The sequence below is a fragment of the Pseudomonas sp. WS 5011 genome, assembly GCF_012985775.1.
Lineage (GTDB): Bacteria > Pseudomonadota > Gammaproteobacteria > Pseudomonadales > Pseudomonadaceae > Aquipseudomonas > Aquipseudomonas peli.
The window spans coordinates 33,999-60,093 of the sequence record NZ_JAAQXA010000018.1 but is presented as its reverse complement, the minus strand read 5'-3'; the positions used below and the strand labels follow the sequence as shown (position 1 = coordinate 60,093).

22 protein-coding genes are annotated in these 26,095 nt (G+C 64.3%); 14 read left to right on the top strand and 8 right to left on the bottom strand.

The genetic code is table 11. From position 1 onward, the window contains the following. Positions 1-50: 50 nt before the first annotated feature. Entirely contained in the window at positions 51-1,166 is a 1,116-nt protein-coding gene (gene dprA / locus HBN63_RS17410) for a DNA-processing protein DprA (protein WP_170050283.1), read from the top strand. A 41-nt stretch (positions 1,167-1,207) separates the two neighbouring features. Then, positions 1,208-1,765: an L-threonylcarbamoyladenylate synthase gene (locus HBN63_RS17405; protein ID WP_167145928.1), complete on the top strand. Its 558-nt coding sequence runs from the start codon at positions 1,208-1,210 to the stop codon at positions 1,763-1,765. A gap of 15 nt (positions 1,766-1,780) precedes the next feature. Here the strand turns inward: HBN63_RS17405 and HBN63_RS17400 are convergent, their stop codons facing one another. After that, positions 1,781-2,758, bottom strand: coding sequence for an NADPH:quinone reductase (locus tag HBN63_RS17400; protein ID WP_170050282.1), 978 nt, complete (start codon positions 2,756-2,758; stop codon positions 1,781-1,783). Positions 2,759-2,939: 181 nt separating this feature from the next. Between HBN63_RS17400 and hemF the strand changes: the two genes are divergently transcribed. The 3 genes from hemF to HBN63_RS17385 are packed head-to-tail and all read left to right on the top strand — an operon-like array spanning position 2,940 to position 5,317. Beyond that, complete coding sequence (hemF, locus tag HBN63_RS17395) at positions 2,940-3,860, top strand: oxygen-dependent coproporphyrinogen oxidase (RefSeq protein ID WP_170050281.1); 921 nt, start codon at positions 2,940-2,942, stop codon at positions 3,858-3,860. Next, positions 3,860-4,684, top strand: coding sequence for a shikimate dehydrogenase (gene aroE / locus HBN63_RS17390; protein WP_170050280.1), 825 nt, complete (start codon positions 3,860-3,862; stop codon positions 4,682-4,684). Before hemF ends, aroE begins: the two co-directional genes overlap by 1 nt. A 6-nt stretch (positions 4,685-4,690) precedes the next feature. After that, the gene (locus HBN63_RS17385) at positions 4,691-5,317 is read left to right on the top strand and encodes a class I SAM-dependent methyltransferase (protein WP_170050279.1); all 627 of its coding nucleotides are present in this window, start codon (positions 4,691-4,693) and stop codon (positions 5,315-5,317) included. Positions 5,318-5,321: 4 nt separating this feature from the next. Here HBN63_RS17385 and HBN63_RS17380 read toward each other — a convergent pair whose 3' ends face one another. After that, positions 5,322-9,392, bottom strand: coding sequence for a bifunctional nitrate reductase/sulfite reductase flavoprotein subunit alpha (locus HBN63_RS17380; protein ID WP_170050278.1), 4,071 nt, complete (start codon positions 9,390-9,392; stop codon positions 5,322-5,324). Positions 9,393-9,936: 544 nt separating this feature from the next. On the opposite strand from HBN63_RS17380, the gene nirB reads away from it, so the two are divergent. The 5 genes from nirB (at position 9,937) to modC (ending at position 15,633) form a co-directional block, all read left to right on the top strand. After that, positions 9,937-12,495, top strand: a complete 2,559-nt coding sequence (gene nirB, locus HBN63_RS17375) for a nitrite reductase large subunit NirB (protein ID WP_170050277.1) — start codon at positions 9,937-9,939, stop codon at positions 12,493-12,495. Continuing rightward, complete coding sequence (gene nirD, locus HBN63_RS17370) at positions 12,495-12,872, top strand: nitrite reductase small subunit NirD (protein ID WP_170050276.1); 378 nt, start codon at positions 12,495-12,497, stop codon at positions 12,870-12,872. The genes nirB and nirD overlap by 1 nt, the downstream gene beginning before the upstream one ends. A gap of 158 nt (positions 12,873-13,030) precedes the next feature. Beyond that, entirely contained in the window at positions 13,031-13,789 is a 759-nt protein-coding gene (modA, locus tag HBN63_RS17365) for a molybdate ABC transporter substrate-binding protein (RefSeq protein ID WP_090254253.1), read from the top strand. Positions 13,790-13,801: 12 nt separating this feature from the next. Beyond that, the gene (gene modB / locus HBN63_RS17360) at positions 13,802-14,494 is read left to right on the top strand and encodes a molybdate ABC transporter permease subunit (protein WP_170050275.1); all 693 of its coding nucleotides are present in this window, start codon (positions 13,802-13,804) and stop codon (positions 14,492-14,494) included. After that, positions 14,491-15,633 carry a molybdenum ABC transporter ATP-binding protein gene (modC, locus tag HBN63_RS17355; protein WP_090254258.1) on the top strand — a complete coding sequence of 381 codons (1,143 nt, stop codon included), beginning with the start codon at positions 14,491-14,493 and terminating at the stop codon, positions 15,631-15,633. The genes modB and modC overlap by 4 nt, the downstream gene beginning before the upstream one ends. On the opposite strand, the gene HBN63_RS17350 is transcribed toward modC, so the two are convergent. Beyond that, positions 15,616-16,047: a hypothetical protein gene (locus tag HBN63_RS17350; protein ID WP_090254260.1), complete on the bottom strand. Its 432-nt coding sequence runs from the start codon at positions 16,045-16,047 to the stop codon at positions 15,616-15,618. The two genes, modC and HBN63_RS17350, sit on opposite strands and share 18 nt — an antisense overlap. A gap of 125 nt (positions 16,048-16,172) precedes the next feature. On the opposite strand from HBN63_RS17350, the gene HBN63_RS17345 reads away from it, so the two are divergent. Both HBN63_RS17345 and HBN63_RS17340 read left to right on the top strand, forming a co-directional pair. Further along, complete coding sequence (locus tag HBN63_RS17345) at positions 16,173-16,985, top strand: helix-turn-helix transcriptional regulator (RefSeq protein WP_090254264.1); 813 nt, start codon at positions 16,173-16,175, stop codon at positions 16,983-16,985. 102 nt (positions 16,986-17,087) lie between these two features. Further along, complete coding sequence (locus HBN63_RS17340; RefSeq protein ID WP_160086396.1) at positions 17,088-17,831, top strand: hypothetical protein; 744 nt, start codon at positions 17,088-17,090, stop codon at positions 17,829-17,831. Between the two features lie 152 nt (positions 17,832-17,983). On the opposite strand, the gene HBN63_RS17335 is transcribed toward HBN63_RS17340, so the two are convergent. Beyond that, positions 17,984-18,508: an Mpo1-like protein gene (locus HBN63_RS17335; RefSeq protein ID WP_170050274.1), complete on the bottom strand. Its 525-nt coding sequence runs from the start codon at positions 18,506-18,508 to the stop codon at positions 17,984-17,986. Positions 18,509-18,600: 92 nt separating this feature from the next. On the opposite strand from HBN63_RS17335, the gene HBN63_RS17330 reads away from it, so the two are divergent. Together HBN63_RS17330 and HBN63_RS17325 are read left to right on the top strand one after the other, a co-directional pair. Then, positions 18,601-19,284 carry a Crp/Fnr family transcriptional regulator gene (locus tag HBN63_RS17330; RefSeq protein ID WP_170050273.1) on the top strand — a complete coding sequence of 228 codons (684 nt, stop codon included), beginning with the start codon at positions 18,601-18,603 and terminating at the stop codon, positions 19,282-19,284. Positions 19,285-19,365: 81 nt separating this feature from the next. Continuing rightward, complete coding sequence (locus HBN63_RS17325) at positions 19,366-21,372, top strand: alkaline phosphatase D family protein (RefSeq protein ID WP_170050272.1); 2,007 nt, start codon at positions 19,366-19,368, stop codon at positions 21,370-21,372. On the opposite strand, the gene HBN63_RS17320 is transcribed toward HBN63_RS17325, so the two are convergent. The 4 genes from HBN63_RS17320 to HBN63_RS17305 are packed head-to-tail and all read right to left on the bottom strand — an operon-like array spanning position 21,348 to position 26,037. Next, entirely contained in the window at positions 21,348-21,686 is a 339-nt protein-coding gene (locus HBN63_RS17320) for a DUF3325 domain-containing protein (protein ID WP_170050271.1), read from the bottom strand. The genes HBN63_RS17325 and HBN63_RS17320 overlap by 25 nt on opposite strands. Then, positions 21,679-23,274 carry a PepSY-associated TM helix domain-containing protein gene (locus HBN63_RS17315; protein WP_170050270.1) on the bottom strand — a complete coding sequence of 532 codons (1,596 nt, stop codon included), beginning with the start codon at positions 23,272-23,274 and terminating at the stop codon, positions 21,679-21,681. The genes HBN63_RS17320 and HBN63_RS17315 overlap by 8 nt, the downstream gene beginning before the upstream one ends. After that, positions 23,271-23,567 (bottom strand): hypothetical protein, encoded by a 297-nt coding sequence (locus tag HBN63_RS17310; protein WP_167145966.1) that lies wholly within the window; start codon positions 23,565-23,567, stop codon positions 23,271-23,273. The genes HBN63_RS17315 and HBN63_RS17310 overlap by 4 nt, the downstream gene beginning before the upstream one ends. Before the next feature lie 7 nt (positions 23,568-23,574). Further along, a complete protein-coding gene (locus tag HBN63_RS17305) occupies positions 23,575-26,037 on the bottom strand; it encodes a TonB-dependent siderophore receptor (RefSeq protein WP_170050269.1) in 2,463 nt (820 codons plus the stop codon). Between the last annotated feature and the right edge of the window lie 58 nt (positions 26,038-26,095).

Below are 26,095 nucleotides of genomic sequence, written 5' to 3'. Positions count from 1 at the left end.
GTCTGAATTTCCTGCCGCCCGCGCGGCGCGACCGATCAAGGATGATCCGCATGTCGCAACCTTCTGTTATTTCCCCTGCGATCTCTCCCGCTGAGCTTGAAGCCCGTCTGCGCCTGCACTGCCTGCCGGAGCTGGGTCCACGGCGCTTTCGTAAACTCCTCAGTGCCTTCGACAGTGCATCGGCCGCGCTTAGCGCCCCGGCTAGTGCCTGGCGTTCCCTGGGTTTGCCGCAGGTGTGCAGCGAGGCGCGGCGCTGCGCCGAGGTGCGTGAGCGTGCCGCGCAAAGTCTGGTCTGGCTGGAAGATGATGCGCATCACGTGGTGATGTGGGATGACGTGATTTATCCAGGGTTGCTGGCCGAGCTGGTGGATGCACCGCCGTTGTTGTTTGTTGCAGGTGACCCGACGCTGCTGGAGCAGCCGCAACTGGCGATGGTTGGCAGTCGGCGCGCCTCGCGGCCAGGGTTGGATACGGCGCAGAGCTTTGCTCGCAGCCTGGCGGGTGGCGGCTTTGTGATTACCAGCGGTCTGGCCTTGGGCATCGATGGTGCGGCTCATCAGGGCGCGCTGGATGCCGGCGGCAAGACAGTTGCGGTGCTTGGTACTGGCTTGCAGTGTTTGTACCCGGCGCGGCACAAGAAACTCGCCGCCGATATCGTCGCCCGTGGTGGTGCGCTGGTCTCCGAGTTACCGCTGGATTGCCCGCCTCAGGCGAGCAATTTTCCCCGGCGCAATCGCATCATCAGTGGCCTATCCGTGGGTGTACTGGTGGTGGAAGCCAGCCCGTCCAGCGGCTCGCTGATTACCGCGCGCCTGGCCGCCGAACAGGGGCGTGAAGTCTATGCGATTCCCGGTTCGATCCATCATCCCGGCGCGCGCGGCTGTCATCAGCTGATCCGCGAAGGGGCGACGCTGGTGGAGAGTATCGAAGACATTCTGCAGGCTCTGCGCGGCTGGCAAGCGCAGCCACCTGTCAACACCTCACAGAGGTCAGAGTCGCCCAGCCACCCATTGCTGGCTCTGTTGCATGCTGCGCCGCATAGCAGCGAAGCGCTGGTGGTCGCCAGTGGCTTGCCGTTGGCCGAAGTGTTGGCGGCGCTGACCGAGTTAGAACTGGACGGCCGGGTTGCCTGCGAAAATGGCCGCTGGGTGGGCCGCGCGCTTTAGCTTGGATACACTGCCTGCCAGGCCTTAGTGGAGAGCAGTGAATGGTCAGCAACTGGCAGATACAGCAAGCCGCACGCGTAGTGCGCAATGGCGGAGTGATTGCCTATCCGACCGAAGCGGTATGGGGGCTGGGCTGTGATCCCTGGAATGACGAAGCGGTGGAGCGCTTGCTGGCGCTGAAGGATCGGCCGGTGCACAAGGGGCTGATTCTGGTCGCCGCCGAGGTTGAGCAGTTTGATTTTCTTCTCGAAGACCTGCCAGAAATCTGGCTGGCGCGCCTGGCCGGCAGCTGGCCGGGGCCCAACACCTGGCTGGTGCCGCATCAGAACCGGCTGCCCGAGTGGATCAGCGGCCAGCACAGCAGTGTGGCCCTGCGCGTCAGCGATCATCCGCAAGTACGTGCGCTGTGTCGCCTGACCGGGCCGCTGGTGTCGACCTCGGCCAATCCGGCTGGCCGACCGTCTGCGCGTTCGCGTCTACGTGTTGAGCAGTACTTTCCCGGCCAGCTGGATGCGGTGCTGGGGGGGGCGTTGGGCGGCCGCAAGAACCCGAGTTTGATTCGCGATTTGATCAGCGGTGATGTGATCAGACCGTCCTGATCAAAGCCAAACCGTCTAGGGCAGCAGAATGCTCGAACCGGTGGTTTGCCGCGCGCTCAGCGCAGTTTGCGCCAGCGCGGCGTCCTTCAGTGCATAGCGGTTGCTGATTTCCACCTGCAGTTGGCCGCTGGCGATCATGGCGAACAGTTCGTCAGCCATCGCCTGCAGCCGGGAAGGCGTATCGGCGTAACCGGCCAGGGTTGGGCGGGTGACGAACAGTGAGCCTTTTTGCGCGAGGATGCCCAGGTTGACGCCGGTTACGGCGCCCGACGCATTACCGAAGCTGACCAGCAGGCCGCGCGGGGCCACGCAGTCCAGCGAGGTTTCCCAGGTGTCCTTGCCGACGCCGTCGTAGACCACCGGGCACTTATTGCCGTTAGTCAGTTCCAGTACGCGCTGGGCGACGTTCTCATGGCTGTAGTCGATGGTCGCCCAGGCGCCCTGCTCTAAGGCCCGCGCCGCTTTTTCCGCCGAGCTGACGGTGCCGATCAGCTTGACCCCAAGCGCCTTGGCCCACTGGCAGGCAAAGGAGCCGACCCCGCCGGCCGCGGCATGAAACAGAATGGTTTCGCCACCTTGCAGAGGGAACGTTTGGCGCAGCAGATACTGCACCGTCAGGCCCTTGAGCATCACTGCGGCGGCCTGCTCGAAGCTGATTGCATCCGGCAGTTTCACCAGCTTCTCGGCCTGCAGCACATGCAGCTCGCTATACGCGCCCAGCGGTCCGGTGGCATAGGCCACGCGGTCACCCACCTGAAAGCCGCTGACCGCAGCCCCCACCGCCTCGACGATACCCGCACCCTCGGTGCCCAGGCTGGACGGCAAGCTTGGTGGCGCATACAGGCCGCTGCGGAAATAGGTGTCGATAAAATTCAGGCCGATCGCCTGGTTCTGCACCCTTACCTCATTGGGACCTGGGGCTGCGGGTGTGTAGTCGGTGTAGTCGAGAACGTCCGGGCCGCCGTGACGGTTGAACTGGATACGCATGGCCATTTTCAGAGTCTTCCGCGATTGAATGCCTGGATGATGCCCGCACGGGCAGAAACGTGCCGTTATCCAATCGTCTGCATTGACCGCCGTCAACTGCGGCCGTGGGGTGCTGGTGTTATGCTGGCCGCCCATTTTTCCCCGCGGCCACGTGCCGCCTGGCCTTACCCGTTTTCAAGGTGCCGCCGTGAGTGACCGTACTGAGGCCGTCAAAGCCTACCTGCTGGATCTGCAAGACCGTATCTGCACTGCCCTGCAAGCCGAAGATGGCGGTGCCGAATTCTTCGAGGATGCCTGGCAGCGGCCAGCCGGCGGTGGCGGCCGCACGCGGGTGATGGAGAACGGCGCGCTGATCGAAAAGGGCGGGGTGAACTTCTCCCACGTGTTCGGCGACAGCCTGCCGCCTTCGGCCAGTGCGCATCGGCCGGAACTGGGCGGACGCGGCTTCGAGGCCCTTGGCGTGTCGCTGGTGATCCACCCGGAAAACCCCTACGTGCCAACCTCCCACGCCAACGTGCGTTTCTTCAGCGCCGAGAAAGAAGGCGAAGAGCCAGTCTGGTGGTTCGGTGGCGGTTTCGATCTGACGCCCTACTACGGCAATGAGGAAGACTGTCGGCACTGGCACCAGGTCGCCCATGACGCTTGCGCGCCCTTCGGTGCCGAGGTCTATCCGAAGTTCAAGGCGTGGTGTGATCGCTACTTCCATCTCAAGCACCGCAGCGAGCCGCGCGGCATTGGCGGGCTGTTCTTCGATGACCTCAATCAGTGGGACTTCGACACCAGCTTCGCCTTTATGCGCGCCATCGGCGATGCCTATCTCGCCGCTTACCTGCCCATCGTGCAGCGCCGCAAGCTGACCCCCTATGGCGAGCGCGAGCGTGAATTCCAGGCCTTCCGCCGTGGCCGCTATGTCGAGTTCAACCTGGTGTTCGACCGCGGCACGCTGTTCGGCCTGCAGTCCGGCGGGCGTACCGAGTCGATCCTGATGTCGCTGCCGCCGCACGTACGCTGGGGCTACGACTGGAAGCCAGAGCCGGGCAGTGAAGAGGCGCGCCTGACAGAGTATTTCCTGACAGATCGTGACTGGCTGAATGAGGCGGGCCGCTGATGGACCGCTACGGCGTATTCGGCAACCCCATTGGCCACAGCAAATCACCGCTGATTCATCGCCTGTTTGCCCAGCAGACTGGCGAGCAGCTGAGTTATGAAGCCCTGCTCGCGCCGCTGGACGACTTCCCCGGATTTGCCCGCGCCTTCTTTGCCGATGGTTTGGGTGCCAATGTCACGGTGCCGTTTAAGGAGCAGGCGTTTGCTCTCACCGATCAGCTCAGCGCCCGTGCTCAACGCGCTGGCGCGGTCAATACCCTAAAGAAGCTTGCCGACGGCAGCCTGCTTGGCGACAACACCGACGGCGCCGGCCTGGTGCGTGATCTGACGGTGAATGCCGGGGTAAACCTCAAGGGCAAACGCATTCTTCTGCTCGGCGCCGGCGGTGCGGTGCGCGGGGTGCTGGAGCCGTTGCTGGCCGAGCAGCCGGCGGCGTTGGTGATTGCCAACCGCACGGTGGAAAAGGCCGAGCAGCTGGCCCGCGAATTCGCCGACCTGGGCCCAGTGGTTGCCAGCGGTTATGACTGGATTGATGCGCCGGTGGACCTGATTATCAACGGCACCTCGGCCAGCCTGGCCGGCGAGTTGCCGCCGATTGCACCGAGCCTGATCCAGCCGGGGCATACCCTGTGCTACGACATGATGTACGGCAAGGAATTGACTGCCTTTAACCGCTGGGCTGCCGAGCACGGCGCAGCGCGCACTCTGGATGGCTTGGGCATGCTGGTCGAACAGGCCGCCGAAGCCTTTGCCCTGTGGCGTGACGTACGCCCTGCCAGCGCCCCGGTGTTGGCCGAACTGCGCCGCCTGCTGGCCGAGGGTTAAGCGCGTATGCCGCTGAGCCCGACTGAACTGGCGCAGATCAGCGCGCTGACCCTGCGCCATTATCAGGAATGCGCCGAAGACTTTCGCGAGGGCACCCGCGACCACGATGTCAGCCAGAATATCGCCGCCCTGCTCGCGCATATTCAGGCCACTACGCCCTACCAGATTCTCGATTTCGGCTGCGGGCCGGGGCGCGATCTGCGCACTTTCAGCGCTATGGGCCACAGCGCTGTCGGTTTGGACGGCTGCGCGCGCTTTGTCGAAATGGCTCGCGCCGACAGTGGCTGCGAAGCCTGGCAGCAGGACTTTCTCGCCCTTGATCTGCCGCCTGAGCGCTTCGATGGCGTGTTTGCCAATGCCTCGCTGTTTCATATTCCCCGCCAGGAACTGCCACGGGTGCTGAAGCAGCTGCATGCCACCCTTAAACCTGGCGGCGTGCTGTTTAGTTCCAACCCCCGTGGCGAGAACCAGGAAGGCTGGAATGGCGAGCGCTACGGTGCCTATCACGACCTGGCCAACTGGCGCGTGTTGCTTAACGCCGTAGGCTTTAGCGAGCTGCAGCATTACTACCGCCCAGCGGGTTTGCCGCGTGAGCAGCAACCCTGGCTGGCCAGTGTCTGGCGCAAACTTTGAGCCTTCAGTACACGTCGCGCAGATAACGCTTCTGTTCGGCCAAACGGCGAATATGTTCGGCGGCTTTTTCCTCGCTCAAACCACCGTGCTCGCGCGCCACATCGCGTAGTGCCTGTTCGACATCCTTGGCCATGCGGTTGGCGTCGCCGCAGACATACAGCTGCGCACCCTCCTCCAGCCAACGCCACAGCTCGCCGCCCTGTTCACGAATACGATCCTGCACGTAGATCTTCTGCGCCTGATCGCGGGAGAAGGCTAGGCTGAGGTTGGTCAGCAGGCCGTCGTGCTGCATCGCCGTCAGCTCGTCGCGGTAGTAGAAGTCGCTGGCCGCATGCTGCTCGCCGAAGAACAGCCAGTTCTTGCCGGCATCGCCGCGCGCGCGGCGTTCGTGGAGGAAGCCGCGAAACGGCGCCACGCCGGTGCCGGGGCCGATCATGATCATCGGCACGTCGCCATCTTGCGGCACGCGAAAGTTTTTATTGCTCTGCACAAACAGCGGCACCTCGGCGTTATTCACACGGTCGGCGAGAAAGGTCGAGGCCACGCCCTTGCGCTTGCCGTAGCGCACGGCGGACACGGTCAGGTGCACTTCGCCGGCATGCGCCTTGGGGCTCGAGGAGATGGAATACAGGCGCGGTTGCAGGCGCTTGAGGCTGCCCAGCAGTTCGTCAGCCGTGTGTTCAGCCGGATAGGCCTGCAGCACATCGGCCAGTTGGCGGCCCCACAGCCAGTCCTTCAGCTCGGCCTTGCACTTGCCAAGCAGGCTGCGCAGCTCGTTGCTGGCGCTGCGCTTGGCGACCAGGGCGATGGCCTCGTTGCTCGGTCGGGCAATTTCGAAATGACTGGTCAGCGCCTCGCGCAGCGGCAGCTCGCCGACCTTGGCCACGTTGACCAGTTGTTCGCCGTCCAGGCACGTCAGTTCGAGCACTTCCTCGACCAGCTCCGGGCAGTTGCGCGGCCATACGCCGAGGGCATCGCCGGCTTCGTAGGCCAGGCCGGAGTCGCCCAGGGCGAAGGCGAACTGGCGGGTGTCCTTGCTCGCGCCTTCTGCGTTCAGGCGTAGGTTCAGCGCCAGGCGCGCGGGCAGCGGCTGGGTCTTGCTCACCGGCTGAGGGCCGACGGGCTCAGTTGCGGCTGCGCTGTGTGCGGGAGCCGGCGTTGCAACCGGGCGCAGCAAGGGCAGCAGCTCGCTTAGCCAGGCCGCCGCTGCGTCGTCGAAATCGCTGTCGCAATCCAGGCAGGGCCGCAGTGGCGTGGCGCCGAGTTCGGCCATACGCCGGTCGAGGTTTTTGCCGTGCTGGCAGAACTGCTCGTAGTTGGGATCACCGAGGGCCAGTACCGCATAACGCAGATTTTCCAGGCGCAGGTCGCTGGTCTGCAGGGCGTTCCAGAAGGCCTGGCCGTTGTCCGGTGCATCACCGTCGCCGAAGGTGCTGCTGAGCAGCAACACCGAGCCGGCGCTGGCCAGTTGCTGCGGTGGGTAATCGGCCATGCAGCTGAGCGCCACAGCTACCCCGGCCTCGCTCAGGTGCGCCGCAAGGCGTTCGGCCAGTGCTTCGGCATTGCCGGTTTGTGAGGCCCACAGCAGCGTCACTGCAGGGTTTGCTGCCAGAGCCGCTGGCGCGACGCGGCTGAATATTCCGGCGAGCATGCCGTCGAGCCATAGGCGGGTCGGCTCGGCCAGGGGGGCCTGGCTTGGCAGGCTGGGCACTCCGCCGCCGGGGTTGCTGCGCAAGCCGCTGATATAGCCGGCCATATAGGTGCGCTCGCTTTCGCTGAGGGGAGGCGGCGCGCTGCAATCTACGCCGACCAGGGCCGCAAAGGTTTCGATGCTCGACATCGCGAGTTCCTCGGGCGGGTGAGATAGGCGAGTGCTGTCGACTGCCTCGGCTGCGGGCGAGTCGAGGTGTTGATGGGCGATCAGCTCGATACGTCGCAGGCTGACGGCGCAGAACTTGAATTCCGGCTGCTGCGAGATGGGGTCGATGGCGTCGCTGGTCACCGCGTTAATCGCCAGGTTGTCGCCGTACACATCGTTCCAGTGGAACGGCGCAAAGCAGCCGCCGGGCAGCACGCGGTCGCTGATCTGCACCGGCAGCACGGCATGGCCACGCCGCGAACGGACTTCCAGCTGGTCTCGGTCGCGCACGCCGAGGGCGGCGGCGTTCTGCGGGTGCACTTCGATAAAGGGGCCGGGGTTGAGCTTGTTCAGCGTGGCGACCTTGCCGGTCTTGGTCAGGGTGTGCCACTGGTGCTGCAGGCGCCCGGTGTTGAGTACGAAGGGGAAGTCGGCATCGGGCATTTCCGCCGGGTCGAGGTGCGGGCGCGGGAAGAACTGCGCCTTGCCGCTGGGCGTGGCAAACGCCAGGCGCGGCGTGCTGCCGTCTGCGCGAATGTGCAGATGCTGGCTGATTCCGTCGTTGATGTAGCGCAGCGGCATACGCCCGTCGCCCTCTTCACTGGCGCAGGGCCATTGCAGCGGCGTTTGGCGCAGGCGCGGGTAGCTGGCGCCGCGCAGGTCATAACCGGTTTTGCGGTTGTGGAAGCGTTTGATTTCCTCGAATACCTGCTCGGCTGATTCGTAGCTGAAGCCGTCGGCAAAGCCCATGGCGCAGGCCACCTCGGCGATGATCCGCCAGTCGGCCATGGCCTCTCCGGGCGGCTCGACGGCTTGCGGCATCAGGGTCAGGTTGCGTTCGGAGTTGATCATCACCCCTTCGGCTTCGGCCCACAGCGCGCCAGGCAGGAGGATGTCGGCGTAGCGATTGGTTTCGGTGTCGAGGAAGGCGTCCTGGGCGATCACCAGTTCGGCGGCCTTCAGTCCTTCGATCACCTTGCTACGGTTGGCCATGCTCGCCACTGGATTGGTGCAGATGATCCAGCAGGCCTTGACCTTGCCGGCTGCCAGATCCTCGAATAGGGTCACGCTGCCGCCGCCCAGGCGGGTGTGCAGGGTGCCGGCGGGCACGCCCCAGATCTGCTCGACAAAGGCGCGGTCGTCGTCCACCAGTACGCTGCGCTGGCCCGGCAGGCCGGGGCCCATATAACCCATCTCGCGGCCGCCCATGGCGTTGGGCTGGCCGGTGAGGGAGAACGGCCCGCTGCCGGGGCGGCAGATCTTGCCGGTGGCCAGGTGCAGGTTGCACAGGGCGTTGGTGTTCCAAGTGCCGTGGGTGCTCTGGTTGAGGCCCATGGTCCAGCAGCTCATCCACTCGCCGGCTTCGCCGATCCAGCGTGCGGCCTGGCGGATCGCCGCTTCGCTCAGACCGGTGTGGGCGGCGACGTAGTCGGGGGTGTAGCTTTCGAGGAAGTCCGGCATGACCTCCCAGCCTTCGGTGAACTCGGCAATAAAGGCCGGATCGGTGTGGCCGTTCTTGTGCAGCAGGTGCAGCAATCCGTTGAGCAGCAGCAGGTCGCTGCCCGGTTTGATCTGCAGAAACAGGTCGGCCTTGTCCGCCGTGGCATTACGCCGGGGGTCGACGACGATCAGCTTGGCGCCGGCCTTGACCCGTGCCATCAGGCGTAGAAACAGGATTGGGTGACAGTCGGCCATATTCGCGCCGATCACCAGCAGCACATCCGCGCGGTCGAAATCCTGGTACGAGCCGGGCGGGCCGTCGGCACCTAGCGACAGCTTGTAGCCGCTACCGGCGCTGGCCATGCACAGGCGCGAGTTGGATTCGATCTGGTTGCTGCCCAGGTAACCTTTGACCAGCTTGTTGGCCAGGTACTGCGCCTCCAGCGACATCTGCCCGGAGACATACAGGGCGATGGCGTCCGGGCCGTGTTCGTCGAGAATCGCGCGCAGGCGGGCGGCGGCGGCGCTGATCGCGGCGTCCATGGCGATTTGCCCCGGGTCACGGTTACGTTCGCTGCGCAGGTAGGCGTGCTGCATGCGGCCGGATTCGTTCAGCGGCTGGGCGCAGGTGCTGCCCTTGGTGCACAGGCGGCCGAAGTTGCTCGGATGCTGTTGGTCACCGCTGACCTTGGCGATCTTGCCGTTTTCCACTTGCATGACGATGCCGCAGCCGACGCCGCAATATGGACAGACACTCCGAACCGTTTTGTTCGCCACACCCCTCTCCTGCACCTGAAACGCAAAACGCCATGCAACCCTCCGTCGAAACGGGAGTGGCACGGCGTCTTTGTCGTGGATGGGCAATCAGCGTTGATTGCCTGGGTTGGTCTATAGCAAGGCACGCGCCAGGGTTCGCCAGGGCGGCTTGAACGCCCGCGTGGCAAGGCCTGGCGAGGTGTGTGCGGGACCGCTGGCCGGTTTTGCGCGACTCATAATGGGGCGCAGGCTGCCCTGCTCGCCTCTTTTTGGGTCTTTATCGCGCCGGGCAGGTGAGCCTGCAACTGCGCCTGCAGCCCACTGCAATGCGGGCCGCAGGCCACTGCGGGGAAACTGGCACAGGCGCTGCATGAGCCCCTGCGAGCCCGCCACATTCGGGCCGCCCATTCGATCAATGGCGATCGCCAGCCTGCACAGGCAATGGGTAATCAGGTGCCACTCGCAGGCACCGCACAGAACAGGCAAAGGCGCCTGAAACCGCAAGGTTTCAGGCGCTTTTTTTATTGCCGCAGAAAAACCTGATGAGCTTCGGCCGGGAAATGCCATGAACAGCACAGATACCTCCACAGACCAGCAGCGGCTGATCATCATCGGCAACGGCATGGTCGGCCATCATTGCGTCGAGCAACTGATCGAGCGTGGCGCGCTGGCGCAGTACCGCGTGCAGGTATTCAGCGAAGAGCCGCTGCGCGCCTATGACCGCGTGCACCTCTCCGAGTATTTCACCGGCCGCGATGCCGAATCCCTGGCCCTCAGCGGTGCCGAGCTGTACCAGACGCCGGGCGTAACCCTGCACCTGGGCGTGCCGGTGCTGGAGATCGACCGCGAACGCCGCGAAGTGATCACCGCCGAAGGCAGCTTCCCCTACGACCAGCTGGTGCTGGCCAGCGGCTCCTACCCCTTCGTGCCGCCGATTGAAGGTGCCGAAGGCGATTCGCGCCTGGTCTACCGCACCCTGGCCGACCTTGACACCATCCAGGCCGCCGCCAAGAGCGCGCGCCGTGGCGTAGTGGTTGGCGGTGGCCTGCTCGGCCTGGAAGCGGCCAACGCGCTGAAGTCCCTGGGCCTGGAAGCCCATGTTGTGGAATTCGCCCCACGGCTGATGCCGGTGCAGCTGGATGAGCATGGCGGCCTGGCGCTGAAGGCGCAGATCGAGGCCCTGGGCGTCAGCGTGCACCTGTCGCGCGGCACCCAGTCGATCACCCCGGGCAGCGAGTACCGCTACCGGATGAATTTCGCCGGTGACGAATTCCTGGAAACCGACCTGATCGTGTTCTCCGCCGGTATCCGCCCGCAGGACGCCATCGCCAAGCAGTGCGGTCTGGAACTCGGCCCGCGCGGCGGTGTGGCCATCGACAGTCAGTGCCGCACCAGCGACCCGGCCATCTACGCCATTGGCGAATGCGCGGCGTGGAACGGCGGCATCTTCGGCCTAGTCGCACCGGGCTATCAGATGGCCCGCAGCGTCGCCACCCAGCTGTGCGGCGAGGACAGCGAGCCGTTCATGGGCGCGGATATGTCGACCAAGCTCAAGCTGCTCGGCGTCGACGTCGGCTCCATCGGCGATGCCCACGGCGCCACCGCCGGCTCGCGCAGCTACCGCTTTATCGACGAAGCCAACGCCAGCTACCGTCGTCTGGTCGTCTCCGCTGACGGCAAGCAGGCTATCGGCGCTGTGCTGGTCGGCGACAACAGCTACTACGACACCCTGCTGCAGTACGTGCAGAACGGCATCAAGCTGCCGGCCGATCCGTCCTGCCTGATCCTGCCGCAAGGCGAAGGCGCCCCGGCGCTGGGTGCCGATGCCCTGCCGGACACCGCGACCATCTGCTCCTGCCATAACGTCAGCAAGGGTGCGATCTGCTCGGCGATCGACGCCGGCTGTGGTGACCTCGCCGGGCTCAAGGCCTGCACCAAGGCCGCCACCGGTTGCGGCGGCTGCTCGGCGCTGCTCAAGCAGGTGTTCGAACACGAACTGACCGCCCGCGGCGTGACCGTCGACAAGAGCCTGTGTGAACACTTCGCCTACACCCGCCAGGAGCTGTACGGCATCGTTCGCGTGGAAGGCATCGAGAGCTTCGAGGCGCTGCTGGCCAAGCACGGCCGTGGTCATGTCGGCTGCGACATCTGCAAGCCGGCGGTGGGCTCGATCCTCGCCTCCTGCTGGAACCGCTCGATCACCGACCCGGCGCTGGTGCCGCTGCAGGACACCAACGACACCTTCATGGCCAACATGCAGAAGAACGGCACCTACTCGGTGGTGCCGCGTATTCCCGGTGGCGAAATCACCCCGGACGGCCTGCTGGCCATCGGCGCGGTGGCGAAGAAATACGACCTCTACACCAAGATCACCGGCGGCCAGCGCATCGACCTGTTCGGCGCGCAGCTGCACGAACTGCCGGACATCTGGGCCGAACTAATCGCCGCCGGCTTCGAAACCGGCCACGCCTACGGCAAATCGCTGCGCACGGTGAAGAGCTGCGTCGGCAGCACCTGGTGCCGCTACGGCGTGCAGGACAGCGTCGGCATGGCGCTGCTGCTGGAGGATCGCTACAAGGGCCTGCGCTCGCCGCACAAGATCAAGTTCGCCGTCTCCGGCTGCACCCGCGAATGTGCCGAGGCGCAGAGCAAGGATGTGGGCGTGATCGCCACCGAGAACGGCTGGAACCTCTACGTGGCCGGCAACGGCGGCATGCGTCCACGCCACGCCGAGCTGTTCGCCACCGATCTGGATGACGAAACCCTGATCCGCTACATCGACCGCTTCCTGATGTTCTACGTGCGCACCGCCGACCGCCTGCAACGCACTTCGGTGTGGCGCGAGTCGCTAGACGGCGGCCTGGATTACCTCAAGGAAGTGATCATTCACGACAGCCTCAATCTCGCCGCCGAGCTGGAAGCGCAGATGCAGCTGGTGATCGACCGCTACGAGTGCGAATGGGCCAACACCCTGAAGGACCCGGAGAAGCTCAAACGCTTCCGCACCTTCGTCAACCAGCAAGGCGGCGATCCGGACATCCAGTTTGTCGAAGAACGTGGCCAGCGCCGCCCGGTGCGCGCTGACGAGCTTGCCCTTATTCCGCTATTCGAGGAGGTGGTCTGATGAGCCAGTCCAGCGCAACCGCAACAGTCGAACAAACCCGCGTGCAGTGGCGCGCCCTGTGCAGCCGAGCCGATCTGGTTGCCAACTCCGGCGTGGTCGCCTGGGTCGATGGCGCCCAGGTGGCGCTGTTCTATCTGCCTGACGAGACCCGCGGCAAACAGCTGTATGCCGTCGATAACCGCGACCCGAAGTCCGGTGCCAACGTGATTGGACGCGGCATTGTCGGCAGCCTGGCCGGCGACCTGGTGATCGCCGCGCCACTGTACAAACAGCACTACCGCCTGGAAGACGGCAGCTGCCTGGAATACCCCGAGCAGCAACTGCGTACCTGGCCGGTGCGCTTGCAGGGCGACCGGGTGGAAATTGGTCTGAGCTAAAGCCAACGTTCAGTAAACATCGACCAGCCCGCGAACAGCACCCTTGCCCGGTGTTGCTCGCGGGCTTTGTCGTTCAATGGCCGTCCGTATAGGATGGCCATGCTGCGGCACGGCAAAACCTGCACTGCCGGTAATTAATAAGCGAAGGAACCCCGTGCATGCACCGCCGACTTAGCCAGGCCCTGTTTACGCTCTGCATCAGCCTGAGCTGCATCGCCGTTACCCAGGCCGGGGATGTTCAGTTGGCAGTGGCTGCCAACTTCAGCGCACCCATTCCGGCCATCGCCCGCGGCTTCGAGGAGGCCACAGGGCATCGGCTGGTGACGGCTTACGGCGCTACCGGACAGCTCTACGCGCAGATCAAGAACGGTGCACCCTTCGAAGTATTCCTCGCTGCCGATGAGCTAACCCCGGCCAAGTTGGAGAGCGAAGGTGAGGCGGTTGCCGGCTCACGTTTTACCTATGCCATTGGCGCCCTGGCGCTGTGGTCGGCGCAGGTCGGCTATGTCGACGAGCGCGGCGCCGTGCTCAAGGCCAATAAGTTTCAGCACCTGGCCATTGCCAACCCGAAAACCGCTCCTTATGGCCTGGCTGCCGCCCAGGTGCTAGCCAAGCTGGGGCTGAGCCAGGCCGTGGCGCCCAAGCTGGTCGAAGGGCAGAGCATTGCCCAGACCGTTCAGTTTGTTGCCAGTGGCAATGCCGAACTGGGCTTTGTCGCGCTGTCGCAGGTGTACAAGGACGGTCTGCTCACCAGCGGCTCGGCCTGGAAGGTGCCTGCTGAATTGCATACTCCAATTCGTCAGGACGCGCTGATCCTCAAAAAGGGTGAGCACAATCCAGCCGCTATGGCCTTGGTCGAGTATTTGAAAAGCGAAAAAGTGGCCGCAATCATCACGTCCTACGGCTACACGCGTTAGAGGAGCGTTGCGATGCCACTGACTAAAGCCGATTTCGCAGCGGTCCTGCTGACGTTCGAGCTGGCATCGCTGACTACCCTGTTGCTGCTGCTGATCGGGACGCCGATTGCCTGGTGGCTGGCGCGCACTGATTCGCGCTGGAAGCAGCCGATTGGTGCCATCGTCGCCCTGCCGCTGGTGCTGCCGCCAACGGTGATTGGCTTCTACCTGCTGGTGAGCATGGGGCCGCATGGCGTTATCGGTCAGCTGACCCAGAGCCTCGGCCTTGGCACCCTGACGTTTACCTTTGCTGGGCTGGTGATCGGTTCGGTGTTCTATTCCCTGCCCTTTGTCGTGCAGCCACTGCAGAACGCCTTCGAGGCGATTGGTCGTGCCCCGCTGGAGGCGGCGGCGACGCTGCGCGCCGGGCCTTGGGATGCGTTCTTCACGGTGGTGTTGCCGCTGGCCAAGCCGGGGTTTGTCACCGCAGCGATTCTTGGTTTTGCCCATACCGTGGGCGAGTTCGGCGTGGTGCTGATGATTGGCGGCAATATCCCCGGTAAGACCCAGGTGGCCTCCGTGCAGATCTACAACCACGTGGAAACCATGCAGTACGCCCAAGCCCATTGGCTGGCCGGCGGTATGGTGCTGTTCTCCTTTATCGTGCTGCTGGCGCTCTACTCTGGTCGAAGCAGCGGGCGCAGCAGTACGCGGGTGTGGCGATGATCTGGCCTTTGGCGCGGCGCAATCCGGCGATTCGTACAGTCGCCGGGGCGGGTGAAATCCAGGCGCGTTTCAAGGTGGAGCATGCCGGTTTCACCCTGGATGTTGAGCTGAACCTGCCCGGTCGCGGCGTCAGCGCGCTGTTCGGCCATTCTGGCTCGGGCAAGACCAGCTGCCTGCGCTGTTTTGCCGGGCTGGATCAGCCGAGCGCAGGCTACCTGCAGGTCAACGGCGAGCTGTGGCAGGACAGCGCCCAGGGCGTCTTCGTGCCGGCACATCAACGTGCCGTGGGTTACGTGTTTCAGGATGCCAACCTGTTTGCCCACCTTACCGTGCGGCGCAATCTGCAGTACGGCTTGAAGCGCATTCCCGCAGCCCAGCGGCGGATTGCCCTGGAGCAGGCGGTGGAATTGCTCGGTATAGAGCATCTGCTGGAGCGCTTGCCAGGCAAGCTGTCTGGCGGCGAACAGCAGCGCGTAGGCATTGCCCGCGCCCTGCTGACCAGCCCACGCCTGTTGCTGCTGGACGAGCCGTTGGCGTCCCTCGACCTCAAACGCAAGCAGGAGGTGTTGCCCTATCTGGAGCGCCTGCATCAGGAGCTGGAAATTCCGATTGTCTACGTCAGCCACTCGCCGGATGAAGTGGCGCGTCTGGCCGATCATCTGGTGCTACTGGAGGACGGTAAGGTCAGCGCCAGCGGTCCACTCAAGGAAACCCTGCTGCGCGCCGACCTGCCGTTTGTCTTCGAGGACGATGCCGAGGCGGTGGTCGACGGCGTAGTTACCGCCCATGACCAGGCTTACGGGCTGCTCTCCCTGCAATTGCCGGATAGCCAGATCAACTTGCGCTTGCCCCACGGGCCGCTGCCGTTGGGTCAGTCGGTGCGGATCAAGGTCAAGGCGCGGGATGTCAGTCTGAGCCTGCAACAGGCCGAGGACAGCAGCGTGCTCAACCTGTTGCCAGCGCGAGTAGTGGACTGGATCAACGTCGCCGAACAAGCCCATGTGCTGGTGCGTGTGCAGGTGGGCGGCGAGCAACTGATTGCCCGCATCACCCGTTACTCCTTCGACCGCCTGCAGATCCAGCGCGAGCAGTTGCTGTGGGCGCAGGTCAAGTCGGTGTCGTTACTGAGCACTCACTGATGTCTGGGCAAACGCGCCGGGGATGACCTGCGAGCGCTTCAGCCCCAGCCACTCCAACTCGATAAACACCACTACCACAACAGCCTGGACGATCACGAAGGCGTAGCCCAGCGCGTTCGGTGTGAACCAGCCGCTGAGCAGCACCAGCAGGCTGAGCACCACCCATAGCGCATTCAGGCCGATCACCGTGTAGACCGCTGCCCGCGCCATGCTTTCACGGCGCGATAGCCAGAGCAGAAAGGCCACCAGCGGAATCAGCACCACGCCAACGCCGAAGAGGAATGCACCCGGCAGGGCCAACAGACTGCTGAGCCAGTCAGCCAGCAGCAGGAGTTGCGCCGTGGTGATCACGCCCACCAGGCCATCGGCGAGCAGGGCACGGCGCAGTAACAGCGAAGGTTGCAAGGTGGTCATGGCGAAGTCTCCATAAAGAACCGTCGAAATGGCGGCTTGCTCTTAGATTTCGCCGATCCACGCGCCGCGTCGATTACCTCGCAGGTAATGGCTGCAATGACCTTGCTGGTCTATCGTCGATGCCCATGAACAGCCAAATCCAGCCCGTCGGGGCCCTGCTGCGCCAGTGGCGCCAGCATCGTCGTCTGAGTCAGCTCGACCTCGCTTGTGAGGCCGATATTTCCACCCGCCACCTGAGCTTTGTTGAAACCGGGCGCGCCCAGCCCAGCCGCGAGATGCTGCTGTTGCTCGCCGAGCAGCTGGAGATTCCGCTGCGCGAACGCAATCGTCTGCTCAGCGCCGCTGGCTATGCACCGCTGTTTACTCAGCATGCGCTGTCCGAGCCAGCCATGGCGGCCGCGCGCAGCGCCATCGACCTGCTGCTCAAGGCCCACGAGCCCTACCCGGCACTGACCATCGACCGTCACTGGAACCTGCTGGCGGCCAACAGTGCCCTCGCGCCCTTTCTGCAGGGCATTGCGCCTGAGCTGCTGACGCCGCCGATCAACGTCATGCGCCTGAGCCTGCACCCGCAAGGGCTGGCACCGCGTATCGTCAACCTGGGCGCCTGGCGCGCCTACCTGTTGGCGCGGCTGCAGCGCGATTTTCAGGCCAGCGGCGATGCTCAGTTGCACGCGCTGTGGGATGAGCTGAACGCCTATCCAGGGCCGGCGGCGCCCGCGCAATTCGACAGCGACACAGTGCTGATGCCGTTGCAGTTTGCCAGCGAGCAGGGCGTGATCAGCCTGATCGGCACCACCACGGTGTTTGGCACCGCCAATGACATCACCCTGGCGGAACTGGCGCTGGAAACCTTCTTTCCGGCCGATGCCTTCAGCGCGCAGTACCTGCGTGACTTGGCCGAATCGACGCATCTTTCCGACGAAATCACTCTTTAGGCTGCTTTTATCCCGTATTCAGTGCAGTACCCTGTTGCGCGCGATTGTATAAGCTGACCTCGTTCAGCACTGCTCACAAAAATAATAAGGAGCACACCACGTATGCGTTCTATAACGCTGTCTCGCTCGCTATTGCTCGCGGTTATCGGGTTGTTGGCCGGCCTCTCGCCGCTGACCTTTGCCCAGGCCGTTACCCCCCAGGAACAGGTTCAAGTGCAGGCCAGCCGGGTTACCAGCAGCTTGATGCTGTTACGCGGTGAGGGTTTCCAAAAGAAACACCAGGACGCCCTGGAAACTGATCTACAGGCCCTGGCCGCCGCCGTGCAGAGCCTGCCGCAAAGCAGCGATGCCCTGCGCAGTGCCCATCAGGAACTGGTGGTGCAGATTCGCCGTGGCGTGGCCTTTGGCCCGAGTGAAGATGACATGCCCTGGCGCTACCCCGAGGACCTCAGCAAGGCCCTGCTCGGCGTGCTTGAGGAAACCCGCAAGCTGGCCGGCCCGGCTGATAGCGAACTGTCCGCCAAGCTCGAATACCTCTCGGTGCAGTACCTCAGCCGCGCCTACTTCGGCAATTTCGAAACCGCCCGCGAGCAGCCCGACACCTACCTCGGCCAGGATGAACGCAAGATCGTGCCGTCAGTCGATGCGCAGCTGGCCGCACTGGATGGCAAGGCCGACCCGCAGGTGGGCAAGCTGAAAACCCGCTGGGATTACCTCAAGGCCGCGCTGGTTGACCTTAACAGCCAGAGCAGCGCCCTGCAGAGTGCCTCGGGTCGACCGTTTGCGCCGATCACCGTGTATCGCCATACACGGTCACTGACCACGCAGTGGATGGCGATGTATTGAGGTCTGTCTTGGATCTGCTGCGCGTCGGCCCTGCTGCGTTAAAAACAGGCTCGGAATGCTCATGTACAAAAGTACACTCCGCTTCCTCGCCTGTTTTTGCCTTGCAGGACTCTAGCTCGCAAGATCTTGATTACGTTCTAGGCGTGAATCGATCAAGCAGTGGTTTTCTTCTCGCGGATACAGGTCGGGCCGGCGCGCTCGACGATGGCGTGCTCAACCTCTTTGCGTAGGCCCAGCAGGAAGGCCGCTTCGGCGGCGACGAACAGTGGGCCGATCACCAGGCCCATGACGTCATCGACAAACGCCGGTTTGCGCCCTTCGTAGTAATGGCCGACAAACTGAATAATCCAGCCGATCACAAACAGGCCGATGCCGCTGCTTAGCCACACCGCCGTTGATTGCACGGCCAGGCCCGCCGCTGCCCACAGGCTGAGCACCAGCAGCAGCGCCATCAGCAGGCCGAAGCGCAGGTCCAGGCGCAGGTAAAACACGCCCGCCGCCACGGCCACCAGCAGCGCGGGGGACAGCCAAAGGCCCAGCAGCTCGAAGCCGGGGCGTGACAACAACACGGCCACCGCCACAACGATCAGTGGAATACCGATAAAGTGGCTGAGAATATTGCGTTGGTCGCGGTGATAGGCCGCGTATTGAGCCAGATGATCAACCAGGGTTTTCATTATTATTTTCCTCATGCAAGACAGGTGGCCAGCATGAACCCACGCCCACGCAGCGCTCTGTCAGCTAGCCGACAAACCGCCTGGAGCCGTCGATGAACAGCGGCCACCACTATCAGGCACGTCTGCGTCAGGGCCACTGGTTCAGCGCCCTGCCCGCTGCATTACAGGAGGCGCTGCTGGCCGCCGCCCAGGTGCAGCAACTGGCGCCTGGTCAGGTGCTGTTTCGTCGGGGCGACAAACCCTGCGGGCTGTATGCGGTGGTCGAGGGCGGCATGCGCATCGGCGCGGTCAGTGCCACCGGCAAGGAAGCGCTGCTGACCCTGGTCGAGCCACCCTACTGGTTTGGCGAGATTTCCCTGTTTGATGGCCAACCGCGCACCCATGATGCCTTTGCCGAAGGCCCCGCCACCTTGCTGCTGGTGCCGCAGGCGCGGCTGCTGGCGCTGCTCGAACAGCAACCGCAGTACTGGCGTGATTTCGCCCTGCTGATGAGCCATAAACTGCGCCTGGCGTTTATCGCCCTGGAAGAAATGAGCCTGCTGCCCGCCGCCCCACGTCTGGCCCGGCGCCTGCTGCTGATTGCCGAGAACTACGGTGAAGGCGAGCCGCGCCGCGTGCTGCACCTGCCGCAGGAACAGCTGGCGCTGATGCTGGCGATCTCCCGGCAGACCACCAACCAGATCCTCAAGGAGTTGGAGGCCCAGGGCATTCTGCGCCTGACCTATGGCGAGATCGAACTCCTCGATCTGCCGCGCTTGCGTCAGGCGGCGCAGTAGGCAGCGGCTGCAAAGACTGAACCTCTGGCGCAGAATGGCGCTCTATTGCCGACCTGTTTGCCGCCAGAGCCCGATGTACTGATGCCGATAAACGCTGAGACACCCCCTGCCGTCCACGCTGACCTGCCCCTGGTGCTGGCCGGCCCGCTGCTGCGCCGCATGGAAGCGCAGCGCCTGGTGCTCTGGCTGGTTGGCAGCAGGCCCTTATCGCTAACCCTGCAGCTGAGCCATGGTGATGCAGCCGAGCCACAGCGCTTACCGCTGCACGGTGACAGCTGCCAGGTTATCCAGATTGGCGAGCAGGCGTTTATCCACCTGATTGACCTCAAGCTGGAAGCGCCGCTGCCCTGCGATGTGCAGATTGATTACGACCTGCTGATCGAACAGCCGGATCAGGCCGCGCTGGGTATCGCCGACTGGGCGCCGCACTTGCTGTACGACGGCGCGACCCAGGCGAATTTTGTGCTGCGCGCGCAGCTGGATCATCTCCTGCACGGCTCTTGTCGCAAGCCTCATCATCCGGCGGCTGACGGCTTGCTCTGCGCTGACCGTCTGCTGGCCGAAGCGCATGCCGCCGAGGAGCGCCCGGCCTTGCTGCTGATGAGTGGCGATCAGATCTACGCCGATGATGTCAGCGGGCCGATGCTGCGGGCGATTCATCAGGTGATTGAGCGCCTGGGTTTGTTTGGCGAGCATTTGCAAGGTGCGGTGGTCGATGACAGCACGGCGCTGTACCAGCACCCCGCCAGCTACTACCAGCGCGCCGAGCTGCTGCCGGCGCTGAAGAGCAACGAAACCCTGCGCGAGCGCTTCTTCGGCGGCGTGGAAAAACCGGTGTTCACCACCAGCAGCGCCGACAACCACCTGGTGACCTGCGCCGAAGTGCTGGCCATGTACCTGCTGGTCTGGTCGCCGGTGCCCTGGACCTTGCTGGATGCCGAAATGCCGGCGCTCAGCGCCGAGGAAGTGCCGCGTTATCAAGCCGAGCGTGAGCATATCGAGACCTTTCGCGGCGGGCTGGGCCAAGTCGCCCGCGCCCTCGCCCATTTGCCGACGCTGATGATCTTCGATGATCACGACATCACCGATGACTGGAACCTCTCCGCGCAGTGGGAAGAAACCGCCTACGACCACCCGTTTTCCAAACGCATCATCGGCAATGCGCTGATCGCCTACCTGCTGTGCCAGGGCTGGGGCAATAACCCTGATGTGTTTGCTGAGCCGCTGCAGATGATCCGCGCGATGACCGAGGGCCGCGATGCTGCCAACCACATGGACAGTCAGCCGCAGGATGCGCTGATCGACAGTCTGCTGAGTTTTCACCAGTGGCAATTCGTCCTGCCGAGCAGCCCGACGCTGGTGGTGCTCGACACCCGTACGCGGCGCTGGCGCAGCGAGCGCAACCTCAAGCGACCGTCTGGTCTGCTGGATTGGGAAGCGCTGTGCGAGTTTCAGCAAGAGCTGCTGGATCATCCGGCGGCGATCATCGTCTCCCCCGCGCCGATGTTCGGCGTCAAGCTGATCGAGACCATCCAGAAGGTCTTCAGCTGGGCCGGCCATCCGCTGATGGTCGACGCAGAAAACTGGATGGCCCACCGGGGCGCAGCGCAGGTGATGCTGAACATCTTCCGCCACTCGCGCACGCCGGGTAACTACGTGATTCTCTCCGGCGACGTGCATTACTCGTTTGTCTACGAGGTGTTGATTCGCCAGCGCAAGCGCGGGCCGAAGCTTTGGCAAATCACCAGCAGCGGCCTGAAAAACGAATTCCCGCCGCGCCTGCTCGACTGGTTCGACCGCCTCAACCGCTGGCTCTACGCGCCGTGGTCGCCGCTCAACTGGCTGACCACGCGCCGGCGCATGCAGGTCAAACCGCGCATCCCCTCGCGCAGCAAGGCCGGCGAACGCCTGTGGAATGGGGCGGGGCTCGGTCAGGTGTGGTTCAACGACAACGGCCAGCCGAGCGCGATCTATCAGCTGAATGCCGATGGCTCGCCCGCGGTGGCGTTTGTCGATGACCGTGATAAAGCACCGAGCACGGCGCCTGCCCGCCGCGCAGCAACTCAGTCGGCCGATCGCTCGGCCTGAGAACGCACTGGCCAGAACATGGCCAGCCACTGCGCGCGCCAGCTTAATGTCAATGCGACGAGCAGCGTGGCGACGCCCAGCAGCATCAGCCACAGCAGGATGGCCATGGCCGGCGAATCGCCCGCCAGGCTGCACAGCAATGACAGCCCAAGCATCAGGCTGGCGCCGCTGCGCAGGGCGACTTGCCGTGACGCCGTCTGTTGCACGCCTTGATGCACCTGACGCCAATGGTTGGGCAAGGCCAGAGCGAGCCAGGCAAAGCCCAGCACCGCCAGCAGCAGGGCCAACAGCGAGTACAGAGCGGCGTCAGACATGGGCGACCTCCAGCGTTTCTTCCTGCGGTACGCGGCGGCGCAGCTTGTGCGCGGCCAGCAGGGCGAGTGCGGCCGCAGCGAGCAGGCACAGGTCTGTGCCGGCCACCGGGCCGTTGCCGCTGCGCAAGGTGGCCAGCAGGTGATCGCCGGTGTTCAGCCAGTTGGCCAGAACGGCCAGCACCGCCAGCAGCGCAATCGCCGTGCATTGCTCGCGCCAGGCGTGCAGGTAACCGAGGCGTTGGTCCCGCATCACGCGCCACACGGCATGGGCGCTCGCCACGAACCACAGGGCATAGAAACTCAGGATTTCGACACGCGCGCGACCCAGGCCAAACAGCTGCTCCTGCATGGGCAGCCAGCGGTTGGCGAGCAGAAACGCCAGGGTGGCGAGAATCACCCCGCACACGCCGGCAACACTCAGGGCATCCAGCAGCGAGACACCGAGATGGCCGTGGCGCTGCTGCTTCTTGCGCCGGGCCTGGGTCCAGAAGAACAGCCCGGTGGCGATCACCACACAGCCGCCCAGCCCGCCGAGGAAATACAGCCAGCGCAGGGCGTCGTGGCGGAACTGGATGTAGTGCAGGCCGGCGATGAAGTTCCAGGTGTTCACCGTGGCTGAGGCCTGGAAACGACCCATGACCTCACCGCTGACGTTGGCAAAGCGGAAGTTGTCGATGTCCTTGGTCACGCTGCTGTGGCTGGTGCGGCGCAGCAGCACATTGCCGTTGGCATCCTTGGGGTTGTTGACCCGCAGCAGGTACACCGAGCCCCGTCCCCAGTGTTGTTCAGCCTTGGTCACCATGAGCTCCAGCGGCGCCAGTTCTCCCGGCTGCTTGGCGGCCCGCAGGCGGATGCGACCGAGTGCTTCGCCGAGGAAGGCGCGTTCGGCGCTGACGCCGCTTTGCACCTGCTCGCGGTAGGTGTGCTGCGGCGCATCCGGGTAGTAGATGGCGAAGGCGACGATCAGCCCGGACAGGGTGATCAGCAGGTGGAACGGCAGCAGCGCCACGCCGACCACGTTATGCACATCCAGGGTGCTGCGGCCAAAGGCGCGGTGCAGGCGCAGGGTGAAAAACTCGCTGAACAGCTTGCGATGGATCACCACGCCGGACACCAGCAGGCAGAGCATGGCCATGCCGGCGATGCCCACCAGCCAGGCACCGATGTTTTTGTAGCGCAGCGTCAGGTTGTGGTGGAAGGGGTAGATAAAGCCACTGGCCCCCAGGGTCAACGGCTTGGCCAGCGGCTCAAGAGTGATTGGGTTGAACAGGTCGCGGCTGCTCTTGCGCGACTCTTCGCTGCCGTAAGTGAGGGTCAGAAACGGCGTACGTTCCAGGGGCAGGATGATGGTCCAGACGGGCGCGTTGGCGGCGCGTTGTTCCAGCAGTGGGCGAATGTCACGGTCCAGCGACGGCCGCTGCATGCTGTCATCCCAGTGCAGGCGCGTGCTGGGCATCATCCAGCGGTCGATTTCCTTGTCGAACACCGACAGGCTGCCGGTCCAGAATACGGCGAACAGCAAGACGCCGAGCAACACGCCGGCCCAGGTGTGCAGCTCGCCCATGCGGCTTCTGAATCCTGTTTTCATGCTTGCACCTGCAGCAGCAGGGGCGTGCCCCAGGCCAGCAGGCTCAGGCCGCCGAGCAGCAGCCAGGCGTTACGCCGGCGCTCGCAGGAAAAGCCCCAGAGCAGCAACACCAGCAGGTAAATGAAGCCGAGCATGAGCGCCAGCATCACCGCATCGCCCTGACTCATGCCGGCCCACCAGGCCAGCAGGCCGCTCAGGCCAACCAGTTGTGCGCTGGCGAAATAGGCCAGCGCACACAGGCCGACAACGTGGGTAGCCGTCGCGGCCGGTTGGATAACATCGCGCAGGTGCATGACGGCCTCACTCGAAGCGGTAGCTGGTGCTGAATTGCAGCGAACGCGGTTCGCCCGGCAGGATGCCGAGGTCGTTGGTGGCTGACTCGTAGTAGGTCTTGTCGCCCAGGTTGCGGACGTTGAGGGCAAACGCCCAGGGGCCGCGCTCATGGAACAGCCCGGCATCCAGCACGGTGTAGGCCGGCAGGGTGACGGCGTTGGTGGTCGAGGCGAAGGAATCGCCCTGATGGCGCACGCCGAGGCCGACACGCCAGCCGCTACCCAGCTCTTTGACGCCCCACAGGGTGGCGCTAAAGCGTGGGGCGTTGGCAGCCCGTTTGCCTTCCAGCGGCGTGGCCGGCTGCGTCGGGGTGATCGCCGGCGCCGTGGTGTTGTTCGACTGGGTCACCCGCGCATCCAGGTAGGTGAGCCCGCCCTGCAGGCTCAGGCCGTGGCCGAGATCGCCGAGGGCCGAGAGCTCGACCCCTTCGGCGGTGATTTCACCGACATACAGCGACGGGCCGTTGGGGTCGCTGGGGTCACGGGTCGGCACGTTTTCCTTGATGATCTGGAACAGGCTCAGGCCCAGCTCCAAGGCACCGTCATTCAGGCGCAGCTTGCTGCCCAGCTCATAGCTGGTGGTGATCTCCGGCGGCTGGATGGCGTTGCCGGGATCAATCACCCCGGTGGCGCTGCCAGGCTGGTAGGAGCGTGAAGCGGACAGGTAGTAGGACGACCAGTCATTGGGCTGATAGACCAGGCCGGCGCGCGGGCTGCGGTAGTCATCATCGCGGCTGTAATCACTGCCCACGCGGTTGTCGAAGTCGCGCTCCAGTTGGTCTTCGCGCAGCCCGAACAGCATCACCCAATGCTCGTTGTAGCGCATCAGGTCCTGGATGTAGTAACCGGCGGTGTGGGTTTCGTAGATGCCATCGCGGCGCACGGAGGCTGCGCTGTAGGGCACGGTCTTGAGCACCGGGTTGTACACCGACAGGTTGTAGGCGGCCGGCAGGTCGCCGCCGCGTGACAGGGTGTCGCGTTCCTCGATGGCGTACTCGGCGCCGACCATCAGCTCGTGCTGGATGCCCAGCCACTCGACCTGCTTGCTCAGCTCCAGCTTGTTGGCCAAGTCAGTCTGCTGGCTGTCGAAGTTGCTGCGCGACAGGCGCACGGTGGGCGTGGCGGTGTTGAGCAGCAGGCGGTTGATGGTGGTCTGGTTGCGCTCAAGGTCCAGGGTGCGGTGGCTCAGGGTATTGCGCAGTTGCAGACTGTCGCTCAGGTCCACCTTGAGGTCGGCCTGGAAGGTGCTGTCGGCGCTGGTGCCGCTGTCGTTGTCGCCGGGGTTGGCCGAGCCGTAATAGGTCGAGCGCGAGACATCCGCCGGCTTGCCGTTGATCCCGGGAATACCGGCGTCGAACACGCGCTCATCGGCCAGGTGCTGGGCGCGCAGGTCGAGGGTCACGTCATCGTTGAAGCGCAGGGTGGAAGCCAGCGCCAGGCCGTGCTTCTTGTACCAGACCTCGTCGCGGTACGAGTCGCCCTCATCGGCCATGGCATTGATGCGCACCTGTACCGCTTCGTTCAGCGGCTGGTTGACGTCGAGGGTTAGGCGCCGGGCATCGTAGGAGCCCAGGCTGGCGGCCAGGTCAGTCTGCGCCTGCGAGTGCGGGCGCTTGCTCACCAGGTTGATCAAGCCCCCGGCCGAGCCTCGACCGTAGAGCACGCCGCTGGGGCCTTTGACCACTTCCACCTGCTCCAGGTTGAAGGTGTCACGGAAGGTATTGCCGCCATCGCGCATGCCGTCCACATAAGTATCAGAAATAGCCGAGAAGCCACGGATGACGAACTGCTCGCGAATACCTTCACCAGTGCTGCTGGTCACGCCTGGGGTGTAGGCCAGGGCTTCCTTGATCGAACGCGCGCCGCGATCACGCAGCACAGTGGCTGGCACCGCATCGACCGTCTGCGGTACATCCAGTGAGTCGGCATCGGTGCGGGTGGCGCTGCTCACCGGCACGCTGCTCTGGTAACGGCTGGCCTTGCCGGAAATGGTCATCGCGGGCAGTTCGGTGCGGGCCGCTGCGTTGTCCATGTGCGCGGGTGCGGGCCGCAGCACATAACCGCCAGCCTCTACTTGTAAGGCCTGCAAGCCGGTACCGGCCAGCAGCACCGCCAGGGCTTCGGGCACGGTGTAGTGGCCTTGAAGACCTGCGGTTACCTTGTCGGCCGTTTGCTCGGCGGTAAAGCTGAGCAACAGGTTGGCGCTGCTCGACAGGCTGCGCAGTGCCGGTGCCAAAGGCCCGGCGGCAATCGTGAAGGCTTGTTGCGCCTGCTGCTGGGTGGGCGTGCTGTCTGCGGCCAGGGCCACGCCCGGCAGTTGCTGGAGGGCCAGGCTGCAGGCCAGGGCCAAGAGCAGACGGCCATTCGGCCGCTGTTGGAGGTTGCGCGCGGTGTGACGCGGCGGCGTCATGGGGCGATTGGCACGGTGCATGGGGGCTCCTGGCACAGAAAGCGAATAAGGTTCTTGCTGTGTAGGTGCCGCGAGAATC